This window comes from Roseburia sp. 499, from assembly GCF_001940225.2.
In the GTDB taxonomy this organism is placed as follows: domain Bacteria; phylum Bacillota; class Clostridia; order Lachnospirales; family Lachnospiraceae; genus Petralouisia.
Map to the genome: position 1 here is coordinate 2057810 of NZ_CP135164.1, position 24399 is coordinate 2082208.

Here is a 24399-nt window from a genome sequence, read left to right on the forward strand (position 1 = left end):
TGTGCTAATAATTTTTTATCATTCTAACACCTAAAATATATTATGTAAACCAAAATAAGCCGACTGGATCCACTCCTGCCGGCTTATAAAACTTGTCACTATTTAATTAATAAAACTGAAAGTTTCAAGCGTTATAGACTTCCCACAAATATCTCTGCATCAATCGTCAAAGTTTTTAGCTTTTTGAAATCAATCTCAGTTTTATCTACATGGAAGAGCAGTGGGGTCATGTCTGCAAAAATTTTAATATCCTCTAACGGCATTTCATATGATTCTGAAACTCTTTTTTGGTAAATAACAGAATACTGCTTCTTGAATAAGTTAATCACATTCTCATTGGAATACTCTTGATTTTTCAAATGTTCTTTTGCAATGTTTCTGAACTCCATCAGATGTTTATTCCCAGGAATAACCTTTACAATATAGCCGCTATCCGTCAGAACTCTATTGAACTCCAAATAATTAGCTGGTGTAAATATGTCCAGTATACAGTCTACTGAGTGGTCTCTAATTGGCATATTTTCCAAATCACCCACAAACCACTTTATAGACTTACTACCGTCTCTTTTTGAAGCAAGGGAAATGGCATCTTTTGAAATATCAAAAGCAACTATATCTGCTTGAAATAGTTCTTTGATTTTTCTAGAATAATATCCTTCACCACATCCGACATCAAGAATAGTTGTTATGTTTTCAAGCTTGCTCAATATATGTGTTATCTCCGTAAGAATATGTGAATAGTATCCCTTTTCTAAAATATCCATTCTGCTTTCAAAAGAAGTTCTGCTATAATGCTTAGATTGCTTTTGATTTAATGCAAAATTCACATATCCTAATTTAGAAATATCGAAACAATGCTTATTACTACACAGCAAACTATTGCCTACCATCTTTAACTTTCGTTTACATATTGGACAACGAAAAAGCTTTTCGCTGTCATTAAATCTAATAATTTTATTCATGACATCCTCCATTATTACATTCTTGCCCGAAAGCGAGTTATGTAATACGGATGTACCGCAACACAACTCGCGGTATTATCTTAATCTCATATATGCTGTCATCTTATCACCTCCTCAAATTCAAATTTTAGCGAGCATATACTTTCGCTCATATAATAAAATATAATATCATAATAACTGTTATGTTTCTACCACAAAAAAATGACACCCAAGCATTTCTGCCTGAGTGCCATCAAATCCTATTTCTATACTCTTACTTCAAATCCGTTCTTGAATATGAATCTTATATCATCCTTGGTCTTAACAATCACTTCCTGCACAAGGCTACTCCAAATCCCGGCATCAAAATCTTCCATTAAGCCATCCTGCTTCTCCAAAGTTCGAATGAAGCCTTTAAATAATTCTCTCTTCGCCTTCTTGCTTTCTATCTGCTCTGCGATGTCATCATACTTAGCTTTTGCCTTTTCATACCTTGCCGTAAGTTCGGCATAGCGTTTTTCATACTCATCCTGGTCTAATGCTACCCGGCTGTTCTCTGCAATGGCAATCTGCATCTGCTCCGAGATGATATTAAGTTCTGTGATGCTATCCTGTAAATCCCTGTCAAGGGAATCCGTTTCACAGACCATTTCCATCATAACTTTGGTATTGGCAAGAATCTCTTCCCTTTCAGAAAATAACTCGTTGGCCGCCTTGATGAACAATTTCTTTAACTCATCCTCGTTGATGTGTGGTGTTTTACACTTGCAACCATCGGCATATTTGTTATTGCATCTGTAGATGACCTTTCTGTACTTATCATTGGAATGCCAAACCTTGGCACCGTACCAAGAACCACATTCTCCACACCTTATTATGGAAGAAAACAATCCCACACCACTATATTTCTGCATACCCTTTCGCCTTAAAATTTCTGCCTGAACTTGGTCGAACTGGTCGGCTGTCACAATGCCTTCATGGTGTCCTTCCACATAGTACTGTGGTACTTCGCCATTGTTAACTACCAGCTTATGAGTTAAGAAGTCCTTTGTAAATGTCTTCTGCAGAAGGGCATCCCCTTTGTACTTTTCATTCTGAAGGATACTCATCACCGAACTTGGATGCCATTTATCTTTCCCGGCAGGGGTCTTCACTCCCATTTCGGTAAGTTCACAGGCAATCTTATATGTGGAATACCCCTCAAGATAGCGCTTGTAAATATATCTGACGGTTACTGCCTGTTCTTCGTTGATGATAAATTCGCCATCGGGTCCTCTGTCATACCCAAGGAAATGTTTAAATCCAATGCTTGCCCTTCCGTCTGCGAACATTTTTCTTTTTCCCCATGTGGTATTCTCTGAAATAGATCTGGATTCCTCCTGTGCAAGGGAACTCATTATCGTAATAAGAAGCTCCCCTTTTGCATCAAGGGTCCAAATATTCTCTTTCTCGAAATAAATCTCCACACCTTTTTCCTTCAGTTCCCTGACTGTTGTTAGGGAATCAACGGTATTTCTCGCAAATCGGCTGACCGACTTTGTAATGATAAGGTCTATCTTTCCGGCAAGGGCATCCTCAATCATCTGATTAAAGCCTTCTCTTCTTTTGGTGTTTGTAGCTGTAATACCCTCATCAGAATACATCCCGACAAAAATCCAATCATCACGGGAAGTAATGTAATTAGTATAATAATCCATCTGAGCCTCATAGCTGGTAGCCTGTTCTTCATGCTCCGTTGAAACTCGGGCATAGCCAGCAACTCTACGCTTGGTCTTCTCTGCTATTGGCTTTGCTGTATATCTGTTGACCGATGCCGGGATTCTCGTTATCGTCTTTGCCATACCTTTTTGCCTCCTTCCTTCATATAAAATTCGATTCTGTCATTGTAAGATATGGTTTTCTCGATATGTAAGTAAATCTCCATATCCAAGTTTTCTTCCGTGCCGAGGATGGATTGGGCTGCACCATACAGTTCTCCATCCGACATAAGTTCATGCTCACATCCGGCTTTATCAGTTTTCTTTACACTACACATCCAACAGGTTCTTCTTTTATTGCCACCCATTCGCACAATACTCGAACCACAGTATCCACAGAAGATTTTTCTTGAAAATGGCGTTTTGTTAAATCCATCTCCCGAATATTTCCTAATGTGACTCTTTACTGTGCCGTCCTTCATAAGGAAATCAATGTGTCCGTCAAATAATGTAATTCGCTCCACATTCTCCCTGCACCCGGCTATCTGCTCCATTATGCCTTTTAACTCCAACTCTCTGATGGGAAGTAAATCACACTCCTTGGTCTTTCTTTTGTTACATTCAATATAAGCCTTGTCTGCAGGTTGCCTATGATAAAGAACATGGTTACAGGCATACCCACACTTACCGCATTTCACAAGTCCTGCAAAGAAAGTCTTTTCATATCCGTGGTTGTCTGCTGCCTTTGCCCTTCTATTTAGCCTTTCCTGAACCTTCGCATAATCTTCTCTGCTAACAAGCGGTTCGTGGGCATTCGATACAAGTATCTGCTCCATTTCACCTTCGTTCAGCTTTGGCTTATGGATTTCCGGGGAGAAATATCTTTGAAGAAGCAAATCTCCCACATAGGTTTCTGTAGAAAGAATCCTGCGAAGTGTTGTCCTTCCCATCAAATCTCCACGCTTACCCCTTACACCTTTTTCCTTTAGGTCAAGGGTTAGCCCTTTAATGGAAGCCCCGGCAAGATACTGTTCATAAATATACTTGACCCATTTACCTTCCTCTTCGTTGATGGTAAGGCTCTTTGTTTCAGGATTCCAATCATATCCAAAGCAAAGGATACCCGTGTTTGGTTCTCCTCTTTCAAATCTCTTTTGAACTGACCATTTCTCATTTGCAGAAATGCTCTCTGCCTCTGCCTGCGCAAAAGAAGCAAGAAGTGTAAGGAGCAACTCTCCCTCGCCCGACATGGAATGGATGCCTTCCCGCTCAAAGAAAACATCAATTCCTAAATCTTTTAGATGCCTTGTGGCATTAAGAGTATCAACCGTATCTCTTGCGAATCGGCTGATGGACTTTACCAGTACAAGGTCAATCTTCCCGGCATCGCAGTCTTTCATCAATCGATTGAACTCATCCCTTTTCTTTGTGGATGTTCCTGTGATACCTTCGTCAGCATCACACGCTCGGAGAACACACACCCAAGGTCAAGCAGTCCGTCTTTTCCAGCCATTGTAAGAGTGTTATTTCTCAAGTCTGGAATTCGATTTTCTGTTGTCATTCTTGTGGCAATTCCCATACTCTTTGAAGTAATACCATCAAAAGTAAATCCCACTGTCTCATCCTCCTTTAAGTAAATCCGTTAGCGCGTCTACCTTGCTGTAGCTGTCTGTATAGCTGTTGCGATATCTTTTTAATGTCATCATCATTTCGTACTGTCATTTCCTTAATTTCAATCAAAGGACCCGCAACAGAACCTGTATCAGATGAACTTGAAGTGCTACTTCTTTCGATAGCAAAATCAGATGGATTTACACTAGCCACAGGACTAATAATCATATCTGATGCAACACCCTCTACCGCTTTGGCAACAACGGCCTTACTCTTATTGATGCCTTTTGCTAGTCCATCCATAAAGTCTGGCATCCATGACTCGTAATCGGTAAGTGGTCCCTCGTCTGGCACAGAGAAGTGAAGGAAAGATTTAATCTTATCTGCCACTCCTTTTACAGCATTTCCTACTGCACTCATGCACGATTTAATACCATTTACGATTCCCATAATCATATCCTTACCCCACTGCAAAGCCTGTGAAGGAAGTGATGTGATAAATTTAATTGCTGTCTGAAATCCTGACTTTATAGCTGATGCAATATTTCCAACGGTACTCTTAATTGCAGACAGCATATTGTTAAACACATTACCTACTGTGGACTTGATACCATTAACAATCGATGTGATTGTAGATTTGATTCCATTCCAAAGATTTGAGATGGTATTTTTTATGGTATTCATCACAGTTGTGATAACCGTGCTAATTGCATTCCATACCGTAGTAATTACAGTTTTTATTGCGTTAATTACTGTGGTAACAGCTGTCTTTATGGCATTCCATATCGTAGAAAAAGTATTAGAAATCGCAGTAAGCGTAGTCGTAAAGAAAGTAGATATTGCTGTCCATACTGTAGTAACGCCCGTCTTTATAGCCTCCCACGCAGCGGATATCGCACCTTTTATCTTCTCCAACACGCCATCAATAAAATTCCTAAAACCTTCGCAATTGTCATACTGTGCTTTTGTCCATTAAAAATAATAATGTCATCCTCTGCAAACTCAATGTCCTTTGGTCTGCTGTTCCTACTGTCATAGAAAAGTGTGGCTGCAAGCTGAACCTCTGCATTATTCTTATCCCTTACCACCTTACCGGATGGCTCCATGCGTACATGAGTAATCTTCTGTTCATCTTTCAATGTCTCGGCTCCCCAGCGGTCATCATCGATTTTTGCATGAGTGACCGTATGAATGAGGAGTTTTTTAGGTATTGCCTTAATAACAGCCACCCCCTCGATAAAGGAATCCTGTAGGGGCAAGCAGGCGCATAGCACGCGGAGCATACATAGACTGTTGTGTACTTTCACTGGTACCAGATGCCTTGGTATAATTAAACTTACCAAGACTAGCACTCTGTAAGTCATTTCCATTGTCCATATCACTTCCACCATTAGCATTCAAATACTCTATCTGGGCGCACACTGCTTTTTTTACTCTTTCCTGCACTTCTTCCGGCATGGCTAATATCGTTACCGATGTCACCCGATACATGGTCATTTCTTCCACAATCTCTGATGCCCTTTCAGAAAGAGATGGGAAGTCGGCATCATCTACCGGCTCCCCGTGGAATGTATTCTTATAATAATCATCTGTCACATAAGACATTTAACCATCTCCTTAGGACGCTGCAACCTCTGTACGCTTAATGTATACAGTCTGCGGCTTTGAAATCTTACGACCCCAAATCTTACGACCCTGTACAGCAGAAGCACCAATATAATTACCGGAACCAGACAAATCCTGAGAATGAACATCTACAGCCCATTCCTGCACACGGTGGCACCAGTTCGGATGACCTGCGATAAACTCAGTGGTAGTCTTTTTACCGGAAGTAATTTTCGTATTTTCAAAAGCAAGGTTGTTTGATTCGAATACCGCAAATCCGGCTACGGAACCAACAGCACCCGCATTTTTCAATTCCTGAGATAAATCCCCCTGACGAATAAAGTGGTCATCCATCATAAGGGTTGACACAAACTCAGGAGAAACAATCAACCATCTTCCATCCTTTGGCACGCCCTGTCTGCCAAGATAGGTCTTAGCGGCAAGAACTTCTTTATATGCTGTAGTATCTGTTGCTGCTGTTTTGGTTGTTGCAACATTTGTTCCAGAAGTCGTTTCCAGACAGTCAATAGAATCCTAATCCATTGCAAGTGCCATAGAATATCCGGCTGAATCCAAACGGTCAGCAACAAGATTATCTGGAACAGATGCGGCATCGTATCCATCAATCAGTTCATTTACTGCCTTGTCTCTGTCGATATTTAAATCCATGTAAGTAGTTGTACCAGTCTCAAGGTCTACACCCTTTGCTTTGTCATAATCTTTTACGGTTACTTCCGTATCTCTTACTGGAATTTTAACCTTGCCAGCTTTTGGGCTTCCTTCGTAGTTGGTATTAAAAATATAATTGTCTCTGGTAACAAGGGTCTGTCTTAATTTTGCATCTACAAGAGAAGACCATCTCTCCTGGTGTGCATGTGCAAATAACTGCAAATTCATTTTAAACATAAAATCATCCTTTCCTAATCAATCTTTATTCCGGGGTTCTTCCTTAAAAAGGCGTCTTCTACTCCAGAAGTTTTCTTTCCTTTGCCTTTCTGTCTTTCGCCCCATGCTTTTCTTGGTTCTTCTTCCTCTTCATACGGGTCCTGCGCACCCTTTTTGAACTGAGGATATTTCTTTACTACTTTTTCAATAGCATCTTCCAAATCAAGGTCTTCATCAGTTGCCATATAAGAACGTGCAAGAGCAGCTACATCATCCACTGCATCCTTTGCAACATCAGCCTCATAACATGCAACCTTTACTTCAAGCTGAGAAGCCTTGCTAATAGCCTCTTGCTTTTCCTTGTCCTCTTTTTTGCCATCGTCTCCGGGCTCTTCTTCACTACCCGTTTTCTTCTGTTGCTCTCTCTGCCATTTACGACGTTCTCTTGCGATACGCTTTTTAATGGCTTCGTCAACATCCTTTTGGGAAAACTTCTTTTCCTCTTCTCCGTCTTCGTCCGATTCATCATCGTCCTGGTCGTCACCTTCTCCGGAATCGTCTCCGTCTGCACCATCATCACCGCTATCTTCTGCAAATAACTGTAAATCAAGTGTCTGGTATTTCTTCTTCATGTTCATGTACTTCATAATCGTACCTCCTTAAATCTAATCCGCTTAACGCCCGTACGGCGCCATGCTATTTTATTTGCACGTATTCTCTGCCATAAGATTCCGAAATGGAATTTATGCCAATAAAAAAAGAATCAACCAAGAGCTTTCCTCGCTCTGACAGATTCTTAAAATTTATATCAATATGCCCAGGCACCATCCGGTACTCAATGGAATCTCCTGTTAAATCCTTTAAGGATTCAATCAGATTCTGCGCTAGTACCGATACCGCGGCACACACGATATCTTTTCCCGGTTCTGCGTATTCTGCATGACCGTCTACTGTAATACAATTTTCTGTTACACTCACAACAATCAATGTAACCACCTCCTTAAAAATGTGTATAAAAATACCACTGAACTATTAAGACCAGTGGTATTTAATCAATATTTAGTTCCTCAGAAATTTCATCAAGAGATTTCCCATTGTAGAACTTATCTTTCATCACATCTTCAATATTACTGTATGTTTTTACATTATCTCCATATCCAACCTCTATCTTATTTTGATTCCAAGGATTTATGCACGCATACTTTCCTGCATATTGAAATGTGACATCTTGTGTTAAAGATAAAATCAATTCCTTAAGTTCACTAGCTTTCATAAAATATCACTATTCTCCTTTCTTTCCTTTTCCGTCAAATCACGAGTAGTACGATTTACAATTTTCCCATTTTCCCATTCGTAATCATGTGCGTGTTCTCCGTTTTTACCATATGGGTGCTGTTTCGGGTTTACATGAGCCCCAGAGTGAATCTGTTGGCACATTCTACCTTCATTGTCATAAAAGGTACGGTTAATCTGTGTCTGGTCAGCTTTCTTTTCTTCTGTTTCAATAATTGCATTCTTTTTATAGTTCTTGGGAATGGAAACATGACCTCGTGAATTCCAATGGTCAGTTACAATTACTGTCCCGTCTTCATTATATCTTACTTTTCCGTACTTCTCAACAAAATTATTTGCCGCGGTTGCTCTTGCGCTAACACCTCTGTTAAATCCTACTACCTGTTCTCTGTCTCTCCGTCTATGCAAATCATCATGACCATTTACATATTGTTTTAGCCTTTCTTCTTTTGCTTTTAGCTTAACGGCAGCATCATCGAAAGCCTCACTGTCTCCAATTTCATCATAAAGCATGCACTCTCTTTTCTGATTCCTAACATCTCGTTCCAGCGCCCTCTGTACCTGTGTTTCCTTGTACAACCTATCATTTTCTTCCATGTCATCCGCAGGGAAGTATCTCTGTATATTAACTCCAGGAACGAATGGCCACTTATGATGTCTGCAGTTAATGCCTAGGATTCCATCCGGTTTTCCATAGCTTGAAGAACTCCAAGGATAATAATTAATCTTCTTTCCATATAAATCCTCTGTTTCTCCGCTGGTATTATCCAAAGAGAATATTTTCCCTTCTTTGAGTAATGGTGTCATCTCTGTATTTACTTCTGCTGTAAGTAGCATATTTAAAGTCTTTCGGAAGTTTGCTTTTCTTCTTCTTGCTTCTCCAGATGCCTTCCCCCCCATCCTTGCCAGTTCACGTCGTTCTTCCGTTGTTCGACTATCAAAACCTTTCCCTTTTAAGTTATCCTCATTTGCCACAACACCACCTTCCTATCTGTTTGTTTATATATAAATTTTAATTAGTTCCTAACGGGAGGTACCGGACACCCTAAGTTTCATGCGCCCGGCTTTGTTTCCCCATACAAAAAGACACCATGCTTTTCAGCACAGTGCCTTTCGTAATAAAGGGGAGTCTATACGAAAAAATGTAAAGAGTAGTACGCCTTGTCTACCCAACTCGGCTTAATATCATATTACTATATTAAAAGCGGACAGTGTGGACATTATGGACAAAAACCTAATTTTTTTCAACATCCTGTCTACGCTCTCTGCTGCGCTTGACTATGCAATAGAGCCGATGCAATATATACAGTACAATCCGTGTAGCCGAATACGTCTTCCACAGTTTGAAAAAATTGCAAAAGAGAGAACTGTTATCCGCCCGGAAGAATTTCAACGAATTATCACCAGATTTCCGGTAGGTAGTAATTTTTACATTCCACTTGTGATTGGATATTATACTGGATTGCGAATTAGTGAGACATTTGGGCTTACATGGGACAATATTGATTTTGAAAATAGTACGCTTACCGTAAATAAGCAAGTGATAAAGCGCAATTACGGTGTTGATGTCCGCCAAGTACTAAAACAAAAAGGGAAAAAGGAAGAAAAATCCGCTTGGTACTTCGGAACTCCAAAAACGAAAAGTTCCATTCGAACTATTAAAATCGGAAATACATTATTCCAAGCACTGAAATCTGAGAAAATACGTCAACAGAAAAACCGGTTACGCTATGGGGAATATTATACAGAACACTATTTGTCACCAGAAACTGACGAAAAGGGCAACACAATCTACAGGATCATGCCGGGGGAACGTACACTTCGTTCTCCGCTTCAAAAAGTAGAAATGGTGTGTGTACGAGAAAATGGGGAATACATAAGTACAGATTCTTTCAAATACTGCGCAAGAGTTATTCACAATGAATTAAAATTGAAATTTGACTACCACTCTCTCCGGCACACGCACGCAACCATGTTGATAGAAAATGGTGCTAACCCTAAGGATGTTCAAGCAAGGCTGGGGCACTCCAACGTTAGTACTACCTTACAAACTTATACACATGACACAGAGAAGATGCAGAAGGAGACAGTAGAAATATTCGAAAAAGCTGTCTCAATAATATAAAACTTGTCCACGGATTTTTTTACCGTGGACAAATCGTGGACAAATTACCAAATTTAATATTTTGAAACATAAGTTTTCCCTATTTTTCAAGCGTTAGCAAGCAGACGGTTTCAATATTCGCCGTCGCCGGAAACATATCTACGCAACAAATCCGCTCTGCGCGATATCCTCTTGCCTGCAATACTTCCAAATCTCTTGCCAAACTGGTAGGCTTACAGGAAATATACACCAACCTGTCCACACCATAAGCAATAATCTTCTCCAATGCCTTCGGATGAATTCCATCTCTTGGTGGGTCTAACACAATAAAGTCCGGCTTTTCCTCAATTTCATCCAGAACCTTCAGTACATCTCCTGCTAAAAACTCGCAGTTATTTAAACCATTCAGTTCCGCATTTTCTCTTGCTGCTTCTACTGCCTCTTCTACAATCTCTACACCAATGACCTTCTTTGCCACCGGAGCTAAAATTTGAGCAATAGTTCCTGTTCCGCTATACAGGTCATACACTGTTTTTCCATTGCCTGCATCCGCTACATACTCGCGTGCAGTCTCATACAATACTTCCGCACCAAGAGAATTTGTCTGGAAAAAGGAAAATGGCGAGATTCGGAAACGAAGTCCCAAAAGTTCTTCATAAAAATAATCCTGTCCGTACAATACTTCTGTTCCTTCATTGATAACAGCATCTGCTAAACTATCATTATGGGTATTAAGAATTCCCACTAGAGTTCCATCCAATTCCAATGCTCCTAATTTCCCTACAAAACCTCTTAATAATTCCTGCTCTTCTTCTCCTGCTATCTGTGTGGTAGTTACCAAATCCACCAGTATCTCTCCTGTCTTTACTGCTTTACGCACCAGAAGATGACGCAGATATCCAATATGACGCATCTTGTGATAATAAGGCGTCTCTTTTTCCTGAAAATAGGATAATACCGCAGACAAAATCTTAGAATAATCCTCATCTACAATCTTGCATCCCGTTACCGTCACAATATCGTGAAAGCTTCCTCTCTTATGCATTCCAAGAGAAAGGGGCCCATCCTTCACCATATCTCCAAAAGAAAATTCCATCTTATTTCGATAAGCCAACTGTCTTGGACTTCCCTTGATTCCTTCAAAAATTCCTTCATTAATATCATAGTAAGGTGTACAGACTGGCTCTAACAACTCCTTTACCTGCTTTTCCTTCAGTTTTAACTGATTCTCATAATCCAGGCTTAAAAATGTACAGCCACCACAAATTCCAAAATGTTCGCATGGAGACTGTTCCATTTCCAATGGTGATTTTTCCAATACCTCTAACAGTCTGCCCTCGCCCTTCCCCTTTCTGACCTTATTTACGGAAAAAGATATCTTTTGTCCGGGAATCACATTCTTTACTACAGCTGTCTTTCCTTCTTCTAAACGTACAATTCCCTTGTTTGGAAACGCTACCCTTTCTACAATTCCTTCGCAAATCTGTCCTTTTTTCATAGTTCCTCCAATTTTCTCTTGTTCCAGTTCTACATTCTACTCCCGTAGAAAAAGCTCCCGCATCAGCTAATACGGGAGCTTCTTACTGGTCGTTCACTTTCTATTCTTCGGTTTCATCCTCATCATCAAAGAAATCGTCTTCAAAATCGTCGTCGAAGTCATCTTCGAAATCGTCTAAATAATCCGGTGTAAAGAAACGGTATACGCCGTATGCAATTGCTGCTACAGCAGCTACACCACCAATAATAGCAAATATCCAAAGTGTCTTAGACTTTTTTTCTTCCTTTTCTTTTTTGTGCAGTAAATCATTTAATTTCACTGTACTTATTATTTCGTCAATTTTTTCCTTATTCATAATTACCGCTCCTTTTCCATTTATATTTGTTGAAATTTTCAACATTTGAGTTATTTCTAGTATACCACATCTTTATAAGTTCGCATACCAATTTTTATAAATTTTATACTTTTTTTAGTTTTGCAAAGGATGCAAACATCTTCTTCGTTCCTACCTTGTCAAAGTCTACGGTTACCTCATAATCCCGTCCACCTTCTACAATCTGAGTTACAGTTCCTTCTCCAAACTTCATATGCTTCACACGGTCACCGGTTCCATAACTCAAGGAAATCTTACCGGTAGTGTTACTGGAAAAAGAAGTACTCTGATATGGCTTAGTCTCATAGGTATTTCTGGTACTGAATATTGGATTCACCTTGGAATTTGCCTGGCGGAAAGACTGTGTCGGCGCCTCTGACAATGTTTTTGTCACCGATGGATTCCGTACTGCTCCAGTCAGAAGATTCCTTGGGATTTCTTTTACAAACCTTGACACTTTATTATATTGCGTTTCTCCACGAATCATACGTTGTTTCGCACAACTAATTGTCAAATCCTTCATGGCACGGGTAATTCCTACATAGCACAGACGCCGTTCTTCCTCAATTTCTGACGGATCATCTGCGGTAATAGTCATATAACTTGGGAAAACACCATCCTCCATTCCCACCAGATATACATTAGGGAATTCCAGCCCCTTTGCGCTATGTAATGTCATCAATACCACATAATCGTTACCTTCCTGAAGGTCATCAATATCTGCAACCAGTGCTACTTCTTCTAAAAATCCGCTTAAGGTAGGATTCTCTTCGCCTTCTTCATAAGCAACTACTTTACTGATTAATTCGTCAATATTTTCAATACGAGCCTGCGCTTCTTCTGTATTTTCCGCTTCCAACTCTGCCACATACCCGGTTTCTTCAATAATATCCTTTAACAACTGTGATGGAGTCAAATATTCCACCTTACTGCGCATAGACTGAATAAAAGTCACAAATGGCTTTATTTTTACTCCTGCCTTTCCAATAGACGGAATATCCTCTGCCAGCTTCAATGCATTATAAAAACTTAAACCGTTTTCTTCTGCGTAAGTCTGAACTCTAGATAATGTGGTTGCTCCTATTCCTCGCTTTGGTACATTGATAATTCTGCGTACTGCAAGGTCATCCCGACCATTATCAATGGTTTTTAAATATGCCAGCAAATCCTTGATTTCCTTTCTGGCATAGAAATTTACACCGCCCACAATCTTATATGGCGTATTATTTACCACAAAACGCTCTTCAAACAAACGGGATTGTGCATTGGTACGATAAAGAATCGCGCAATCTCCATAATTGTAAGTGCCTTCTTTCACTTTTTTCTGAATATCTTTTATAACATAATCAGCTTCTTCATAGGCAGTATCAAACTGCTGAAAGTTAATTTTTTCTCCTTCGTCATTGTCTGTCCAAAGTACCTTTGACTTTCTTCCTACATTATTAGCAATGACACCATTTGCTGCATCCAAAATGGACTTGGTAGAACGATAATTCTGCTCTAACTTAATTACCTTAGCATTTGGATAAACTTCTTCAAAGTTCAAAATATTTTTAATATTAGCACCACGGAACTTGTAAATAGACTGGTCATCATCACCTACTACACACAGATTCTGATATTTTCCGGCTAGTAACTTAATCAACTGGAACTGAGCTGTATTGGTATCCTGATACTCGTCCACCATAATGTATTTAAAACGTTCCTGATAGTAATCCAATACTTCTGCATCCGTCCGAAACAGTTCTACCGTCTTTACAATCAAATCATCAAAGTCTAAGGCATTATTCTTCCGAAGTTCTGCCTGATATTCCCGATATACGGCAGCCTGTTTCTCCTTGGCAAAATCTCCTGCTGCACGCAAGGTAAACTCCTCCGGTGAAATCAGTTCATCCTTAGCGGAAGAAATCACGCCCATAAAACTCTTTTCCTTATATATCTTGGTATCAATCTGCAATCTTTTACAGATATCCTTCATCAATGTCTTCTGATCATCTGTATCATAAATGGTAAAATTGGTATCATATCCTAAACGGTCGATATAACGTCTCAAAATTCTCACACAGGTGGAATGGAACGTAGATACCCAGATGCTTTCCGATCCAAATCCTACCAGGTCATCAATACGTTCTCGCATCTCACCTGCTGCTTTATTTGTAAAGGTAATCGCCATAATATTATATGGGTTTACGCCCTTTTCTTCTATTAAATATACGGTTCGGTGGGTAAGCACTCTGGTCTTACCGGAACCTGCCCCTGCTAAAATCAGTACCGGTCCCTCCGTATGAAATACAGCCTCCTGCTGCATGGAATTTAGTGTGTCGTACATACTCATATCTTTTATCCTCTCAAAAAACTAGAGAAACCCAATAAATGAGTTTCTCAAATCAAACATATGTTTATTATAATGGATAGTGATAGAGATTTCAACCGTTTTCGAGAAAAGCAACAAAATACTTGTCATCTAGTTTTTAATACTATATAATAAAAGTCGAGGTGAAACGAATGACAATAGACGCAAAAGATTTACTCAACAGCATATTACAAAGTCTTTCCCGCATCGACTACGTAAAGCCGGAAGACCTTCCAAATATAGATTTATACATGGACCAGGTTACTACTTTTATGGATTCTCAGCTTGCTGTATCTAAACGACATCCGGAAGATAAAGTACTTACCAAAACCATGATTAACAACTATGCGAAGAACAACCTGCTTCCGGCACCGGTAAAGAAGAAATACTCTAAGGAACATCTTCTTGCCCTTATTTTTATTTACTACTTTAAAAATATTTTGAGTATCGGAGACATTCAGGAGATTTTAAATCCTATCACTGATAAGTATTTTGCTTCTGACTTGAATTTTAATCTGGAAGATATTTACTCGGAAGTATTTCGTCTGGAAGAAGCCGAGGTATTGAATCTTCAAAAGGATATTACCAAAAAATACAATACCAGCCATCAGACTTTCCAGGACATCCCGGAAGATATTTCCAAAGAAGATAAAGATGACTTACAGCAATTTGCATTTATCTGTATGTTGAGTTTCGATGTATATGTGAAAAAGCAGTTAATTGAAAAGCTCATTGACTTGAAAGTTACAGAACGTGAGAAAAAAGATTCAGAAGCTAATTCTAAGTCTGACTCAAAAAATAAATCTAAAGAAAATAAAAAGGATACAGAATAAGATTCCTTACTAAAATACAACCGGCCTTGACCTTATGTTCACAGGGCTGGCTGTATTTATTTTTTTCCCAAACTCTCTTGCATTTACATTATTGTACTGTTACAATAGTACAATAAACAACAATCTATTTGAAAGGAACGATTATTATGAAGAAAGTATTCAAAAAAATTGGCAGTATCCTGTTCTGTCTTCTACCTTTTTTACTGGCATTTGGTCTGCAACTCATTGTTTCGATTATAGCCGTCGTGGTAAAATCTTTTTCTCTGCTTGCAGAACATCCGGAATTGTTATCTGACATAGAACTTTATCTGTCTACTCTTATGAATTCTATCATGGGAGACTTTTCTATTTGGATTTCAGCTATTTATGCAGTAATTGCGGCTCTCGCTCTTGGATTCTGGTACTGGAAAAAATTCGCTCCTAAAAAGGTTCCAAAGCGTAAACCGGGAGAAATTATCAATCTAAAAATGTTTGTTGGTGTATTAGCACTGATGGTTGGTCTACAATACTTGTCCACCTATATTGTAGGTCTGGTATATCTTATTAATCCAAACTGGTATTACACTTACGAATCCCTGATGGAAAACGTCGGCTTTACAGATATATCTGTAATTCTGGCTATCTACTCCGTTATCATTGCTCCAATCAGCGAAGAACTTATTTTCCGTGGTGTCACACTACATTATGCGAAAAAGACAATGCCTTTCTGGGTTGCAAATATTTTTCAGGCACTTCTTTTCGGTGTCTTCCATGCAAATGTGGTTCAGGGAACTTATGCCTTTGTAGTAGGCCTATTCTGCGGTTATGTATGCTATAAAGGTGACAGTATTTACTTATCCATTTTGTTCCATATGTTATTTAACATTTGGGGCACTTTCGTTCCCGAAAATTTCTTATACAGCGGCAACTCCGTCATATTACAGTTTCTTATGTTTCTGCTTACTGTGGCAATTACTCTTCTTGGCTTTTATCTATACAGTAGCGGAGCGAAAAAGAAAGAAAATACCATATAAGAAAAACAAGGCAGCTCCAATGATGAATTGGATGCTGCCTATTCTTTCATAAACTATTTCAAATCAAAGCTCTTATACATTGAAACGGAATAAAATCACGTCTCCGTCTTTTACGACATACTCTTTTCCTTCTAATCCTACCAGACCTTTTTCCTTGGCTGCTGCAATAGAACCACAATCCAATAAGTCCTGATAATTCACAACCTCTGCACGGATAAATCCACGTTCAAAGTCTGTATGTATCTTTCCTGCTGCCTGCGGAGCCTTTGTTCCTTTCTTAATGGTCCATGCTCTTGTCTCATCCTCGCCGGAAGTAAGATAACTAATTAAGCCCAACAAACTGTAGCTTGCTTTGATTAACTTCTCCAGACCGGATTCTTTTAAGCCAAGTTCTTCTAAGAACATTGCTTTTTCTTCGTCGTCCAACTCTGCAATTTCCTGCTCAATCTGAGCACAGATGACAAATACTTCACAACCTTCCTTCTCTGCATTCTCACGAACTTCCTGAACAAAAGAATTATTTGCCCCATCATCTGCTAAATCATCCTCTGATACATTGGCAGCATAAATTACCGGCTTTGCAGTCAAAAGATTATATCCCTTGAACCACTCTTCTTCGTCCTCGTCTTCTAATTCAAAGGTCTTTGCCAACTGTCCGTTTTCCAGATGTGCCTTAATTCTCTCTAACAACTTCAGCTCTTTTGCAAGAGTCTTGTCCATTCTTGCTCCCTTGCTGGTCTTAGCAATTCTACGTTCCAGAATTTCAATATCAGAAAAAACAAGTTCTAAATTGATTGTTTCGATATCTCGTACCGGATTGATGCTTCCATCAACATGAACAATATTAGTGTCTTCAAAACAACGTACCACATGTACAATCGCATCCACTTCACGAATATTGGATAAGAACTGATTTCCCAGACCTTCTCCCTTGCTGGCACCCTTTACCAGACCTGCAATATCCACGAATTCGATAACAGCAGGTGTTACTTTCTTAGAATGATATAAATCTCCCAGCTTCTTCAGACGCTCATCGGGAACAGTTACGATTCCCACATTCGGGTCTATAGTACAGAACGGATAGTTTGCTGATTCTGCTCCTGCCTTTGTTAATGAGTTAAATAACGTACTTTTTCCTACGTTTGGTAATCCTACGATTCCTAATTTCATAATATATGTTCTCCTTTAAAGTTTCTTTCCCTTTAAATCTTTTTCCATATTATCACTCATTCTCTAACCAGAAAAGAGTCTAATACAACTCACTAAGTGTATCACAAACAGGCTCATTTTTCAATGATGATATATCTGTTACTCTTTTAATCTTTCCCCAATAGCCACTCCACAATATCATATACTTCAATTCCCTCATATGTGTACTTCGGATGCTTTGTTCTCGCAATGATCATCTTTGGGTAGGCATCCTTTACCTGTAATAGTGGAGAATACTCTCTCTCAAAAGTTTCCTGATTAGAAATATTATCGCTAACTTGAATATATATCTTCTCACTGCCACACTGAGCAACAAAATCTATTTCCTTTTGATAAAGCTTTCCTACATAAACCTCATAACCTCTACGCAAAAGTTCCACACATACAATATTTTCATATACACGTCCATAGTCCATATTTCGGCTACCTAATATGGCATAACGCATTCCTGTATCACACATATAGAACTTATCTGAGGTCTCCAAGTACTTCTTACCCCTTATATCATATCTCTTGATATCGTAGAAAACAAATGCTGTGCATAGATATTTAATATACTTTCCTATTGTTACATGATTTGTTGGCACTTCATTTGCCTTCAAAATATCACTCACTCTGTTCGGTGATGTCAAATTGCTGATATTATCCATCAAAAACTCACTCAGTTGACGAAGCACTTGTGTGTCCGGTATATTATACTTTTGCACCAAATCTCTATTCACAATAGTCTCATATACTTCTTTAATGTAGGTTGTTCGATCCAAATCAGTATTATATGCGTACGATCCTGCCAAACCACCTTTCATAAAATACTCATCAAACAATTTGTCTTTATCATTTTCTTCACTATAATATTCACAGTATTCCTTAAAACTAAATGGGAACATGTGAATTTCAATATATCTTCCAGTAAACAGCGTTGCTAGATCAGCACTGAGTAAGAAGGCATTGGATCCAGTTACATAAATATCATATTTGTTTTTTGAATATAGACTATTGATTGCCAATTCAAACTTTGGACATAGTTGTACTTCATCAACAAATAGATAATTTTTCTTATCTTTGTCATATCTATCTTCCACATACTTGTGCAAAGCATGGTATTCCTTTATTTCTTCAAAATCCAAATCCATATAGTCTATAAAGATAATATTTGCATCTTCGAAATTTTCTTTTAAATAATCTATATATACTTGCATTAGATTTGACTTTCCAGAACGTCTAATGCCAGTTATAATTTTTATATCAGGAGTATCTTTTAATGCCTTGATTCTTTCTAAATATCTTTCTCGAATAATTGTCTTCATTCGCTCACCGCTTTCGAAACTTTAATTATTTTATAATTTTGAAACTAACCATATTATACCACCCCCCTTACATGTTATTCAATATGTCACTTTCGAAATTTCAAAACATTTTTATTTTTGAAATAGTTCTGAAATCACACATAAAAAGCGCCACAAATTGAAGAACTTTTCCAATTTTGAAACTAACCATCGTGCGTATCGTTCGGTACACGGCAGTTCAATCAACTTAACAGGTAGTAATCTAACATAGAGATTAGTCCAAATGAGATTGTTGTGATATAACTTATCTCCCAGAATTTAGCCTTATATGTGATTTCTGTTCTTCAGACCAGAGGTTTGCCTACAACTTCTTTCAGATTCCACCTCACGCTGGACACCCTTGCTGTTCGGCTATACATTTCCCACTACCTAGGCATGTTCGGGACTTGTACCCGTTAGAGCGCGCCCATGGCGCGCAAACTAAAAACAGCGTAACAGCCAATAAAACTGCTACGCTTAAAAAGTCTAACTTTTGGGGGGGCACCTCATTACTGAGCTAATTTGATGCCATTTACAACTAATCACATTTTGCTTTTTTCTTCTGGTTACATATTACACAAGCGGACAAACCGATTCCTACAAACAACATAATCATACATCCTTCATAGAAAAATGTATCTCCTGTTTTTGGTGATTTCACCGCTTTCACTGATTCATTACCACCTGACACGTTATTGCTACCCGTTGTGTTAGCACTCGAATTACCTGAGCTATTGTTGGTTGACGAATTTACTCCCGAATTGCCTGACCCATTTCCACTCGACGGATTATCTCCTTCACTACCTGACCCATTTTCGCCCGAAGGAGTATTACTTGCTGCAACAGTTACCGTAGTCTCGGAATAAGTACCACCTTCATAATCAGCGACTTTAATCAGATAACTTCCACTAGCTAAATTAATTGTATCATTGAATGTATGATCATCCCTCACTGATACGGATTCCATAATAATAAGATTTGTACCTGTGCTATCATACACCATAATCGCTACTGCAGTTACCCCATTTTCTGCTGTACCACTGACAGTTGCTGAAGTACTATTTCCCGTTGCACTTACAGTAACAATATTAGCTGCAAATACTGTTTGCTTTTGTATACAGAGAATGCATACGAGAGCAAATGCCATAAAGAATACTTTAAATCTCTTTTTCATGCTTCCATGCCCTCCTAATATTTTATTTCTCTTGCATCAATATCATAGTAAGTACCTGTTCCAGAGCCCAAATATGCGCCTCCAAAGGTATTACCAGACAACGAACCTGCTTCTACTGCGTTATAGGCAATTCCCACCATATCACCGGTATAGGAAATCTCATATTCCGCAAAATACAATCCGGTACCACCATTATTATTCGTTGTAGTTGCTGTAAGTTTCTGCATTTTCTTGCTTCCATCACTATAGAAAATTGTTGCATATACATCGTAGTCAGATGCATTTTGTGAAGTTGGATAATACATCTCACAGATTATTTTTTCATCTTCCTCTTCCGTATTAGGTCCAAAATTGTCATGTACCTGAATCGCAACACGCTCTATTTCAACATAATATGTTTCCGTAGAAGTCTTAACTTCAAATACGACATGATCATAGAAGTTACTAGCATAATTGATTGTCCACTCACCATTTGACTCTGATACACTTACTGCGCCACTTGGCACATCAAGCGCTGTTACACTTGTAATCGCACCAAGAGAATTAGCACCTGTAGCAAACTTAATGTTTGGTTCCTCAACAAAAGCTTCATAAATAGCCGGATTTTCCTTTGTCGTATTGCTAATATCTACCGTACTGGTAAAGAGAATTGGATCCCACCAACCCGGAAAATATGTATAATCATTAGCATCAGCGCTAAATGAAATTGCTTCATATTTGGTATTATCAATAATAACTGCACGGAATTGACGATCCCCGTAAGTTCCTACGCAACTTCCACTATTTTCAAACCCGCAAGGGTCAATCGCATAACTTCTTTTCGTATTCTCATCCGCTTCCAATGTTTCTTTCATAGACGAATATGTCTGATAATTTGGCAAAAATTCTTCCGCATTATCCCACATCCAGTATACGGTATTGGCTGCTGACATTGTAAATGCTTCATTTGTGCTATCATCTTTCACATCTGAAATATTGAAATAATTTGTTGTATCATCCGTCCATCCAGATGTTAGATTTTCAAATTTATGAATGCACAATTTATCATCAATACCTTGCCATACAAAATAAACGGTACCGGAAAATGTATTTCCTCCCGGTTCGTTACCCCCCGGTTCATTTCCTCCCGGTTCATTTCCACCACCGGCATTATTCTTAGCTTCTACCACAAGTTTCAAATCATTTGGTAAACCACCATCACCTTGCTTATTTGCAAGCTTTGTCTTTCCATTTTCTACTGCTAAGGTTGTACTAAATCCATCACTTGCATAAACGCGGACCTGCATTGTCTCTGCATTATAATTGTCACTTAAAGTAATCTCATCATTTTCAGATAAGCTTGCCACGTTATTAGATAAATTGATTGTATCAGGCAAAGTAGCAGTAACCGTTGACTCCCCAATGGTATAGCTAATCACAGATCCGTTAATTGTTCCATCTGAGAAGTCAATATTATAGGTCTGATTTCCATTGTTGTTTCCGCCATTACCTCCTGGATTTTGCGATTGCTGGAACAATTCGAAATTATATTCACTTTGAAGTGCAGTGATTAAAATATATTTTCCTTCTGACCAGCCTTCATTTGTCACATCAGCTCCGTTTAATCGAATTCCCAAGCCTCCTGACTGAACCTGAATTTTCACACTATAGCTACCGTCAATATCTGTAAAGTTAATATTGGTGTAATCACTCGTAGTTACTTGTCCACTTGGAGCACCGTCAACCACAGTATGTGCTTCATCATTTTGCACCACTGTGTAATCCACCCCGTAATTCTGTGGTACGGTTGTACCATCTGCAATTGTAATTTTTACTTGCGTTGACTTAGTTACATTCTCTGCTCTTACTGATTGATTGCCCCCGTACAATCCTGCAATCATGAGTACCATGGCAAGCAGAACCGCCATAACCTTTTTTAGTTTTCTCATTCGTCTACCTCCTCCACCTAATATATAGTAAAATTCTACTATTCTCTCCCTCATTTTTATAGGTGACATATGTCTCAAACTGTGTATCTTTTTAAATTTTCATTCATTTAATTGAGACAAGAAATATCAGTAAGACGAATAATTCTGACTAATTAAAGTGTTTTTGCTTCATATTCTCTCCTTGTAGCTATTCTATTCCCTTGATTCCATCATTAACAAAATGCCGTCCTCAAAAGAAATTTCCGCTTCTTCCTGTGTAATTTCATTGCTGACTCCTAGGGAATGATAGCATTGCAATTCATACTTATGCAAAGGATATTTAAATCCTGTCAACGTTAATCCCTTAACAGTGGGGGTAAAAGGAAACAGCGAGATATAATCGCCGTACTGTTCTGCCTTTTTTAACCGAATCCCATGCTTCAGCATACGAATGCGGTTATGCGCATCCAGCATAATACATTCGCATCCTTGCTCCATTGCCATACCAAGGAGATGAATATTACCTAATACATGGTCCAGACGAGTTCCGGTTGCTCCCAGAAGCCAGATTTTCTCACATCCTGCTTCCATAGCAGTCCGTAAGGCAAGTTCCGTATCGGTCTCATCTTTTTCCGGCTGAAACTTCATAACCTTGATATCCGGATTATTCTTCCGAAAGTACTCTAAAACCCCTTCCTTTACGGAATCAAAATCTCCCACAATTACATTCGGCACTAGTCCGTTCCGATAAAAGAATTCCATACCACTATCTGCTGCTATCATCAAATCACAAGGATTCTCTTTTATAAAATTCAAGGTGAAAGCATCATCAATGTTCCCACCTGTTATAATCAATGTCTGCATATCTATCCCTTTCTATTTCTATCGCACTATACAAAGTTAAAAGACTACTATATCTTGTACAGTTTAGCATATTTAAGGCTCTAAGAAAATACTAAGAAGAGGATAATAAGCTTACTTGCTGATTATCCTCTTCTTTTAATAAAATTCAAGGTGAAAACCTTCTTATTTGTGCATGATATTCAAGAAATCTGTTACATTCTTCTGAACATCTCCATGGAAAATAGCACTTCCCGCAACAATAATATTGGCTCCCGCCTCCATCACGGTCTCTACATTCGAAAGGTTGATTCCTCCATCTACCTCTATATCTGTTTTCAAACCTCTTTCTTCTATCATCTGACGCAGTCTGCGAATTTTTTCGGTAGAATATTCAATATACTTCTGTCCGCCAAACCCTGGATTCACCGTCATAAGCAACACCATATCAAGCTTTGGCAAAACATATTCCAGAACACTCAGGTCTGTAGAAGGATTCAATGCTACTGAAGCCAAAATTCCCTTTTCCTTAATTGCTTCAATGGTACGGTCCAGATGTATGCAACTTTCTGCATGAACGGAAATAATATCTGCACCACAGTTTACAAAATCATCAATATAACGGATTGGCTCATCAATCATAAGATGCACATCAAAAATTTTGTCTGTACACGGACGTATGGACTGTATCACCGGCATTCCATAGGAAATACTGGGTACAAAACTCCCATCCATAACATCAATATGGACATATTCAGCTCCTGCCTCATCAATAAGTTGTACCTGCTCTCCTAACTTTGCAAAATCTGCGGATAATATGGATGGTGATAAACAATTCATAACTTCCTCCTAATATTTCTTTACGTTTTTTAATTCTTCATACATTGACACATAATTTTCATATCTAATTTGGCTTATTTTTCCTTCTTCTAATGCCTGCTTTACACCACAGTCCGGCTCATGAATATGACTACATCCCAAGAATCGGCACTCTGGCTCATACTCTTTGAATTCTTTAAAATATTCCTTTAATTCTTCTTTTTCGAATCCCATCAAATACAGGGAACTAAAACCCGGCGTATCCATAATATAGGTATTATCTTTTATATGAATCAATTGGGAATGGCGAGTAGTATGCTTTCCACGCTCAATTTTTTCACTGATGCTTCCGGTCTCCATTTCAATTTCCGGCTGAAGGAGATTAATGAGAGAAGACTTACCTACTCCGGAAGGTCCTGCTACTGTAGTAGTTTTGCCCTCCAACACTTTTTTCACCTCTTCTACTCCTTCTTCCTTCATAGCACTGGTAAAAAGAATATGATATCCACACTTTTCGTAGGTTTCCTCTAGTTTGCGAAGTTCCTCTTCGGTGGCAAGATCCTGCTTATTGAAGCAAATGACCGTTTCTACCTGCTGCTGTTCCATCATAATCAGAAACCGGTCCAACAAATTAAAATTGGGTTTTGGCTTTGCTGCTGCAAAAATCACCATCGCCTGATCAATATTTGCCACTGCCGGACGAATCAACTGATTCTTCCGTTCCAGAATCCTACTAATGTTTCCAGTCTTTTCTTCCTCACTGATAATATCAATTTCAACATTATCACCGACCAGCGGCTTTATTTTCTCTTTTCGGAAAATTCCCTTTGCTTTACATTCATATACTCCGGCTCCTATTACATGCACATAGTAGAAGCCGGCAATTCCTTTGATAATTTTTCCCTGCATATATACTTCC

The 24399-nt window shown here is 38.7% G+C and carries 26 protein-coding genes; 3 read left to right on the forward strand and 23 right to left on the reverse strand.

Features of this window, described 5'->3' with window-relative positions; translation table 11 throughout:
• Positions 1-131: 131 nt before the first annotated feature.
• From BIV20_RS10170 to BIV20_RS10230, 13 genes are all read right to left on the reverse strand, one after another.
• The gene (locus BIV20_RS10170) at positions 132-962 is read right to left on the reverse strand and encodes a methyltransferase domain-containing protein (protein WP_083655179.1); all 831 of its coding nucleotides are present in this window, start codon (positions 960-962) and stop codon (positions 132-134) included.
• 245 nt (positions 963-1207) lie between these two features.
• Positions 1208-2782, reverse strand: a complete 1575-nt coding sequence (locus tag BIV20_RS10175; protein ID WP_075720631.1) for a recombinase family protein — start codon at positions 2780-2782, stop codon at positions 1208-1210.
• Positions 2767-4038, reverse strand: a complete 1272-nt coding sequence (locus tag BIV20_RS10180) for a recombinase family protein (protein ID WP_242939818.1) — start codon at positions 4036-4038, stop codon at positions 2767-2769. Before BIV20_RS10180 ends, BIV20_RS10175 begins: the two co-directional genes overlap by 16 nt.
• A complete protein-coding gene (locus tag BIV20_RS10185; RefSeq protein ID WP_242939819.1) occupies positions 4038-4253 on the reverse strand; it encodes a hypothetical protein in 216 nt (71 codons plus the stop codon). Before BIV20_RS10185 ends, BIV20_RS10180 begins: the two co-directional genes overlap by 1 nt.
• Before the next feature lie 14 nt (positions 4254-4267).
• Positions 4268-5167, reverse strand: coding sequence for a phage tail protein (locus BIV20_RS10190; protein WP_075720633.1), 900 nt, complete (start codon positions 5165-5167; stop codon positions 4268-4270).
• Positions 5152-5532, reverse strand: coding sequence for a putative minor capsid protein (locus BIV20_RS10195; protein WP_242939844.1), 381 nt, complete (start codon positions 5530-5532; stop codon positions 5152-5154). Before BIV20_RS10195 ends, BIV20_RS10190 begins: the two co-directional genes overlap by 16 nt.
• Positions 5465-5854 (reverse strand): hypothetical protein, encoded by a 390-nt coding sequence (locus BIV20_RS10200; RefSeq protein WP_075720635.1) that lies wholly within the window; start codon positions 5852-5854, stop codon positions 5465-5467. Before BIV20_RS10200 ends, BIV20_RS10195 begins: the two co-directional genes overlap by 68 nt.
• A 12-nt stretch (positions 5855-5866) precedes the next feature.
• Entirely contained in the window at positions 5867-6265 is a 399-nt protein-coding gene (locus BIV20_RS10205) for a hypothetical protein (protein WP_330554291.1), read from the reverse strand.
• 123 nt (positions 6266-6388) lie between these two features.
• The gene (locus tag BIV20_RS10210; protein WP_242939820.1) at positions 6389-6760 is read right to left on the reverse strand and encodes a hypothetical protein; all 372 of its coding nucleotides are present in this window, start codon (positions 6758-6760) and stop codon (positions 6389-6391) included.
• A gap of 14 nt (positions 6761-6774) precedes the next feature.
• Positions 6775-7386 (reverse strand): hypothetical protein, encoded by a 612-nt coding sequence (locus BIV20_RS10215; RefSeq protein ID WP_075720636.1) that lies wholly within the window; start codon positions 7384-7386, stop codon positions 6775-6777.
• A gap of 49 nt (positions 7387-7435) precedes the next feature.
• A complete protein-coding gene (locus BIV20_RS10220) occupies positions 7436-7717 on the reverse strand; it encodes a ribosomal-processing cysteine protease Prp (protein ID WP_242939846.1) in 282 nt (93 codons plus the stop codon).
• Between the two features lie 70 nt (positions 7718-7787).
• Entirely contained in the window at positions 7788-8012 is a 225-nt protein-coding gene (locus tag BIV20_RS10225) for a hypothetical protein (protein ID WP_075720638.1), read from the reverse strand.
• The gene (locus BIV20_RS10230) at positions 8009-9007 is read right to left on the reverse strand and encodes a phage minor capsid protein (protein ID WP_075720639.1); all 999 of its coding nucleotides are present in this window, start codon (positions 9005-9007) and stop codon (positions 8009-8011) included. The genes BIV20_RS10225 and BIV20_RS10230 overlap by 4 nt, the downstream gene beginning before the upstream one ends.
• 247 nt (positions 9008-9254) lie before the next feature.
• On the opposite strand from BIV20_RS10230, the gene BIV20_RS10235 reads away from it, so the two are divergent.
• Positions 9255-10157 (forward strand): tyrosine-type recombinase/integrase, encoded by a 903-nt coding sequence (locus BIV20_RS10235; protein WP_083655212.1) that lies wholly within the window; start codon positions 9255-9257, stop codon positions 10155-10157.
• Positions 10158-10236: 79 nt separating this feature from the next.
• Here BIV20_RS10235 and rlmD read toward each other — a convergent pair whose 3' ends face one another.
• The 3 genes from rlmD to pcrA form a co-directional block, all read right to left on the reverse strand.
• Positions 10237-11634: a 23S rRNA (uracil(1939)-C(5))-methyltransferase RlmD gene (rlmD, locus tag BIV20_RS10240; RefSeq protein ID WP_075720641.1), complete on the reverse strand. Its 1398-nt coding sequence runs from the start codon at positions 11632-11634 to the stop codon at positions 10237-10239.
• Positions 11635-11734: 100 nt separating this feature from the next.
• Complete coding sequence (locus BIV20_RS10245) at positions 11735-11989, reverse strand: hypothetical protein (protein WP_083655213.1); 255 nt, start codon at positions 11987-11989, stop codon at positions 11735-11737.
• A 103-nt stretch (positions 11990-12092) separates the two neighbouring features.
• Complete coding sequence (gene pcrA, locus BIV20_RS10250) at positions 12093-14342, reverse strand: DNA helicase PcrA (protein WP_075720643.1); 2250 nt, start codon at positions 14340-14342, stop codon at positions 12093-12095.
• A 170-nt stretch (positions 14343-14512) separates the two neighbouring features.
• Here pcrA and BIV20_RS10255 point away from each other — a divergent pair, with 170 nt between their 5' ends.
• Together BIV20_RS10255 and BIV20_RS10260 are read left to right on the forward strand one after the other, a co-directional pair.
• A complete protein-coding gene (locus tag BIV20_RS10255; RefSeq protein ID WP_075720644.1) occupies positions 14513-15193 on the forward strand; it encodes a DUF1836 domain-containing protein in 681 nt (226 codons plus the stop codon).
• A gap of 146 nt (positions 15194-15339) precedes the next feature.
• Positions 15340-16206: a CPBP family intramembrane glutamic endopeptidase gene (locus BIV20_RS10260; RefSeq protein ID WP_075720645.1), complete on the forward strand. Its 867-nt coding sequence runs from the start codon at positions 15340-15342 to the stop codon at positions 16204-16206.
• A gap of 72 nt (positions 16207-16278) precedes the next feature.
• Here BIV20_RS10260 and ychF read toward each other — a convergent pair whose 3' ends face one another.
• The 7 genes from ychF to rsgA form a co-directional block, all read right to left on the reverse strand.
• Complete coding sequence (gene ychF, locus BIV20_RS10265) at positions 16279-17376, reverse strand: redox-regulated ATPase YchF (protein WP_075720646.1); 1098 nt, start codon at positions 17374-17376, stop codon at positions 16279-16281.
• 146 nt (positions 17377-17522) lie between these two features.
• Complete coding sequence (locus BIV20_RS10270) at positions 17523-18722, reverse strand: ATP-binding protein (RefSeq protein ID WP_075720647.1); 1200 nt, start codon at positions 18720-18722, stop codon at positions 17523-17525.
• A gap of 556 nt (positions 18723-19278) precedes the next feature.
• Complete coding sequence (locus BIV20_RS10275) at positions 19279-19914, reverse strand: hypothetical protein (protein ID WP_075720648.1); 636 nt, start codon at positions 19912-19914, stop codon at positions 19279-19281.
• 14 nt (positions 19915-19928) lie between these two features.
• Positions 19929-21842, reverse strand: a complete 1914-nt coding sequence (locus BIV20_RS10280; protein ID WP_075720649.1) for a hypothetical protein — start codon at positions 21840-21842, stop codon at positions 19929-19931.
• A 192-nt stretch (positions 21843-22034) separates the two neighbouring features.
• Positions 22035-22685 carry a thiamine diphosphokinase gene (locus BIV20_RS10285; protein ID WP_075720650.1) on the reverse strand — a complete coding sequence of 217 codons (651 nt, stop codon included), beginning with the start codon at positions 22683-22685 and terminating at the stop codon, positions 22035-22037.
• A gap of 162 nt (positions 22686-22847) precedes the next feature.
• A complete protein-coding gene (rpe, locus tag BIV20_RS10290) occupies positions 22848-23501 on the reverse strand; it encodes a ribulose-phosphate 3-epimerase (protein ID WP_075720651.1) in 654 nt (217 codons plus the stop codon).
• 9 nt (positions 23502-23510) lie between these two features.
• Positions 23511-24389 (reverse strand): ribosome small subunit-dependent GTPase A, encoded by an 879-nt coding sequence (rsgA, locus tag BIV20_RS10295; protein ID WP_075720652.1) that lies wholly within the window; start codon positions 24387-24389, stop codon positions 23511-23513.
• Positions 24390-24399 lie beyond the last annotated feature (10 nt).

Coding starts and splice junctions, on each gene's coding strand:
- BIV20_RS10170 (WP_083655179.1), bottom strand. CDS start 962: ATGAATAAAATTATTAGATTTAATGACAGCGAAAAGCTTTTTCGTTGT.
- BIV20_RS10175 (WP_075720631.1), bottom strand. CDS start 2,782: ATGGCAAAGACGATAACGAGAATCCCGGCATCGGTCAACAGATATACA.
- BIV20_RS10180 (WP_242939818.1), bottom strand. CDS start 4,038: ATGAAAGACTGCGATGCCGGGAAGATTGACCTTGTACTGGTAAAGTCC.
- BIV20_RS10195 (WP_242939844.1), bottom strand. CDS start 5,532: ATGCTCCGCGTGCTATGCGCCTGCTTGCCCCTACAGGATTCCTTTATC.
- BIV20_RS10200 (WP_075720635.1), bottom strand. CDS start 5,854: ATGTCTTATGTGACAGATGATTATTATAAGAATACATTCCACGGGGAG.
- BIV20_RS10210 (WP_242939820.1), bottom strand. CDS start 6,760: ATGTTTAAAATGAATTTGCAGTTATTTGCACATGCACACCAGGAGAGA.
- BIV20_RS10215 (WP_075720636.1), bottom strand. CDS start 7,386: ATGAAGTACATGAACATGAAGAAGAAATACCAGACACTTGATTTACAG.
- BIV20_RS10225 (WP_075720638.1), bottom strand. CDS start 8,012: ATGAAAGCTAGTGAACTTAAGGAATTGATTTTATCTTTAACACAAGAT.
- BIV20_RS10235 (WP_083655212.1), top strand. CDS start 9,255: ATGGACAAAAACCTAATTTTTTTCAACATCCTGTCTACGCTCTCTGCT.
- rlmD (WP_075720641.1), bottom strand. CDS start 11,634: ATGAAAAAAGGACAGATTTGCGAAGGAATTGTAGAAAGGGTAGCGTTT.
- BIV20_RS10245 (WP_083655213.1), bottom strand. CDS start 11,989: ATGAATAAGGAAAAAATTGACGAAATAATAAGTACAGTGAAATTAAAT.
- pcrA (WP_075720643.1), bottom strand. CDS start 14,342: ATGAGTATGTACGACACACTAAATTCCATGCAGCAGGAGGCTGTATTT.
- BIV20_RS10255 (WP_075720644.1), top strand. CDS start 14,513: ATGACAATAGACGCAAAAGATTTACTCAACAGCATATTACAAAGTCTT.
- BIV20_RS10260 (WP_075720645.1), top strand. CDS start 15,340: ATGAAGAAAGTATTCAAAAAAATTGGCAGTATCCTGTTCTGTCTTCTA.
- ychF (WP_075720646.1), bottom strand. CDS start 17,376: ATGAAATTAGGAATCGTAGGATTACCAAACGTAGGAAAAAGTACGTTA.
- BIV20_RS10270 (WP_075720647.1), bottom strand. CDS start 18,722: ATGAAGACAATTATTCGAGAAAGATATTTAGAAAGAATCAAGGCATTA.
- BIV20_RS10275 (WP_075720648.1), bottom strand. CDS start 19,914: ATGAAAAAGAGATTTAAAGTATTCTTTATGGCATTTGCTCTCGTATGC.
- BIV20_RS10280 (WP_075720649.1), bottom strand. CDS start 21,842: ATGAGAAAACTAAAAAAGGTTATGGCGGTTCTGCTTGCCATGGTACTC.
- BIV20_RS10285 (WP_075720650.1), bottom strand. CDS start 22,685: ATGCAGACATTGATTATAACAGGTGGGAACATTGATGATGCTTTCACC.
- rpe (WP_075720651.1), bottom strand. CDS start 23,501: ATGAATTGTTTATCACCATCCATATTATCCGCAGATTTTGCAAAGTTA.
- rsgA (WP_075720652.1), bottom strand. CDS start 24,389: ATGCAGGGAAAAATTATCAAAGGAATTGCCGGCTTCTACTATGTGCAT.